The 4,071-nt window shown below is 33.6% G+C and carries 3 protein-coding genes; all 3 read left to right on the forward strand.

Annotated features, from left to right (window positions below):
- A partial coding sequence (locus AC5YGI_RS21895; RefSeq protein WP_496169798.1) for a T9SS type A sorting domain-containing protein occupies nt 1–344 on the forward strand: 344 nt, incomplete at its 5' end.
- A gap of 2 nt (nt 345–346) precedes the next feature.
- Nucleotides 347–3,859: a hypothetical protein gene (locus AC5YGI_RS21900; RefSeq protein WP_496169799.1), complete on the forward strand. Its 3,513-nt coding sequence runs from the start codon at nt 347–349 to the stop codon at nt 3,857–3,859.
- A 5-nt stretch (nt 3,860–3,864) separates the two neighbouring features.
- Nucleotides 3,865–4,071, forward strand: a 207-nt coding sequence (locus AC5YGI_RS21905) for a DUF6443 domain-containing protein (RefSeq protein ID WP_496169800.1), incomplete at its 3' end; no start/stop codon positions are given.

The following is a 4,071-nucleotide window of genomic DNA, read 5'->3' on the forward strand; positions in this document are numbered from 1 at the left end:
GAGATGGTTCCATTATTCTTGCCGGAACCAGCGCAGAAGAACTCGGGAAAGAAAACTGGAAAATAGTGAAGCTGGGAGATAAACAGGTTGATCAGCTGATTGAAAAATACGATATCAAGATCTACCCGAATCCTGTATCAGATTATGCTTACGTAGAAATTGGCTTTGATTTTAAGGATGCAGATATTCTGTTATATGACATGAGCGGAAGACAGCTTCAAAGTCTTACTACGAAGAACAGAGTCACAAAAATTAACACTCAAGCTCTGGTTCAAGGAGCTTACCTGGTGACCATTAAAACTGATACTAATAAAATTGCAAACGCAAAATTGATTAAAAAATAATTATGAACAAAAAATATTTGATATTTACTTTACTGGCTTTTAATTGTTTTTTCTCACAAATTCAAAATACAGTAAATTTTGCAACTTCGCCAGAAGTGGCAATGTTTAAAAGAGTTGGAGATATTCCAGTAAGTCCTTATACGGGAGTAGCAAACGCCGAAATTCTGTTATACTCCTTTGAACAATATGGCTTTAAAATCCCTATTTCTTTAACCTATCAAACCTCAGGAATCAAACTCGATGACCAAGCAACTTGGGTGGGATTAGGCTGGAATCTTATGCCTGAGGGGGTAATTTATCAGGATGTTAAGGGAAAAGCAGATCAGAGCGACATAAGCTATATAAATCCTACCGAATATAATGCTTTTTATAATAGACTGACTAATCATCCAGGTGGAACTGGCAGATTTAAGGTAGTTAACCAAAGAGGATTTACTGATTATAATTGGTGTGTACCTCAATTTGGTAATGGTAATCCTGTGTGTTTTCCTCCATCTGCTCCTGTAGGCTCTGATGCAGATGTTGTTGTTAATGATCTTGTTTACAGAAAATATGGAGAAGCAGATATATTCAGATTCAATTTCTTTGGGCATTCTGGAAATTTCTTCATCAATTTACAAACCCGACAAGTAGTATTGTTAGATAAAAATGAAAATATAAACTTCCAGATAACAGATGGAAGCATAATCGCTACAGATAATAAAGGAATTAAATATACTTTTGGCCAAAGAGAGGTATTTATGAGCAATAATGGATCTCCATTATCCCCTGAATACTCAAGTCGAAGCTATAAAATTACTGAAATAGAGCTTCCAACAAAACAAAAAATTCATTTTGAATATGAAGACGGCAACTATTCTTTCTATACCTTCTCACAATCTAGAAATATTTATAGATCAGGTTATAATATGGGCTATAGTTTTTGTGATGGTAAAATAAATTATTTTTATCAACCTGCAGAAGCAACTATGAATGAAAGTAACGTAAAAATCTTGAAGAAAATAAGAACTGATGATATAGAAGTTAATTTTAACCTTGAAAATCGGGAAGATATTAACTTTTATTCGACAAATAATCTAAAAAGAGTACGGTCTATTGATATTCTGAATCGTAGAAATAGTAAAAAAATAAAATCAATTGATTTTACTTATACCTATTTTCCTTATAGTGAAAGTTTCCCAAATATACTTTTTCCAAATAGTCTTTCATCAGCTCAAAAAGATGCTCTGGGAAAGAGACTAAAACTTGATAAAGTATCAATGTATGCTTATGACAATTCTGATAATAAAATAGGGATTGGAGAAGATTATATTTTTGATTATAATGTATCAACTATTCTTCCACCTAAGGTATCCTTTGCTAAAGACTTTTGGGGGTTTTATAACGGACATGAAAGTAATATACTTTTACCTGACCTAAGCTTTTATATCCAAGCTGATACAGGACTCTCAATGAATTATGAAAGTAATAACAGATATTCAAACAAAAATTTTGTTGATGCCTATATGCTCAAGAAAATTCAATATCCTTATAAAGGGACTACGAATTTCACTTATGAGATAAACTCTTTTAAAAATCAATTCATTCCAAGTCATGATCAGGTAGTGGATTTAACAAAAACAGAATCATTGAATAATACAGGAGTGGGAGGATATAGCCCAGCTCATAAAGACACATTATCAATAAAATTAAAATCAGCTCCAAGAACGATAAAGTTTTTGAATAGATTCTCAGGAGGTTTTGATGGTGGTTCTATGGGCCCCCAGTCTAAACGTTATGATTTTTATCAACTTGTCAACGCCAATGCATCTATTCAATTTTTAAAAATAAAGAAGAGTCCCAATGGAACATTAAATACTGAAATTTTAAAAGAATGGAGTCTTGGAGCAATCACTACAGCTGCCACTTTTCATCAGAATTACAGTTATGAATGGCAAGAACTTTATACTATAGATAATTTAGATCCTGATCCAACTACTAAGTATACAGTAAAATTAAATATTGACAGTAATATGTACGTTCCTGCAGATCTCTATCATTCAGCAGGAGTTTTTTCTACAGTCACTTATATGGATACTCTTCCTACAGAAAATTTTACATCTTTAGGGCATGGTCCACGAATAAAATCTGTAAAGAACTATTCGCAACAAGGAGATCTTTTGGAGTGGAAAGAATATGAATACGGTGATGGCTTATTACATAACACAATCAGTCCTCTCCGTCAAAAAGATTATTACTGTTTTGATTGTACTCCTGACACTCCTTGCTCAAATAAGGTCAGTTATAATAATTTTTGGTTTATCACAGATCAGATTTCTTCCAGTGAATATGATGCTGTAGGGTATAATCAAGTTACAGAAAAAATAATGGATATTTATAATCCGACTCAATCGAAAGGAAGAACAGAATATTATTATGCAAATTTTGAAAATACAACTGCCGACTTTTTCCCAGTTATAAAGAATCAAACAAATGGACTTTTACGACAAAAACTAATAAAAGATGCTAACAATAAATTACTTCAATCTGAGATCTACAAGTACAAAAACTTACTGCCTTTCAATCAGTTCTATAGCGTACGTGCTGAAAAGAAATTCCTTCTAAGTGGAAAAGATCCAATGTTAGCTACTACAGGAGAATATGATGCAATTTCAAAGTATCACTATTATGCTACTCCAATGATGTCCGAATCTCATAAGATAGATACTATAATTTATAAACAATATGTAGACACTAGTGTAATTGAGAAAATAGAAGGGATTACGTATGATTCGTTTGGAAGTGTTGTTTCAAATACTGTGAAATCAAGCAATGAAGATTTAACTACAGAGTATCAGTATCCATATACATTAGGTAATACTTACCTTAATACAATGAATATATCAGGAATTCCAATAACTACTTCTGTCAAAAAAACGGCAAATGGAATAACAAAAATTCTATCAAAAACTGAAGCGAAATATCCTGCGTCTTCTTCAGAAGCAACTTTGAAAACTTCTGGTCACCCCCTTCCTTATTCGGTAATATCCTACGATTTAAAAGATCTTAACTTGAACATTGTACCTCCTACCTTTAATACTGAAGTGAGTTATGATCAGTATGATACCAAAGGAAACTTACAGCAGTACACTACCAAGGACGGCCTTTCCACAGTAATCATCTGGGGTTACAACCAGACCCAGCCCATTGCCAAAATAGTCGGAGCCAAATTATCAGATATCCAGCAGCCCTTAATTGATTCCATTGTTAATGCCTCTAATACAGATGCATCAGCAGGCCCTGGTAATGATGAAACAGCATTTTTATCTGCGTTGAATACCTTCAGAAGTAATACTGCATTATCCGGTTATCAGATCACTACCTACACCTACGATCCTTTAGTAGGAGTAAGAAGCATCACCCCACCATCTGGAATCAGAGAAAGCTATGTCTATGATTCAGCTAACCGACTTGAAAAAGTGATTGATGTGAATGGTAAAATGTTAAAAGAATTCAAATACAACTATAAAAACTAAAACCGATGAAAAAAATATTAATTCCCATAGGAATTCTCATAATAGGAACTGCCCAGGGGCAGCTTACCAATACGGAAAATTATATCTACTCCAAGACGTATTTGTCAGATCCTGCACTTGCTAATGTTAAAACCTCTGAAACGGTTCAGTATTTTGACGGACTCGGAAGACCCAAGCAAATCGTTAATGTAAAAGCCTCACCTTTAGGTCGT

Source organism: Chryseobacterium sp. CS3K3.1 (assembly GCF_059515165.1).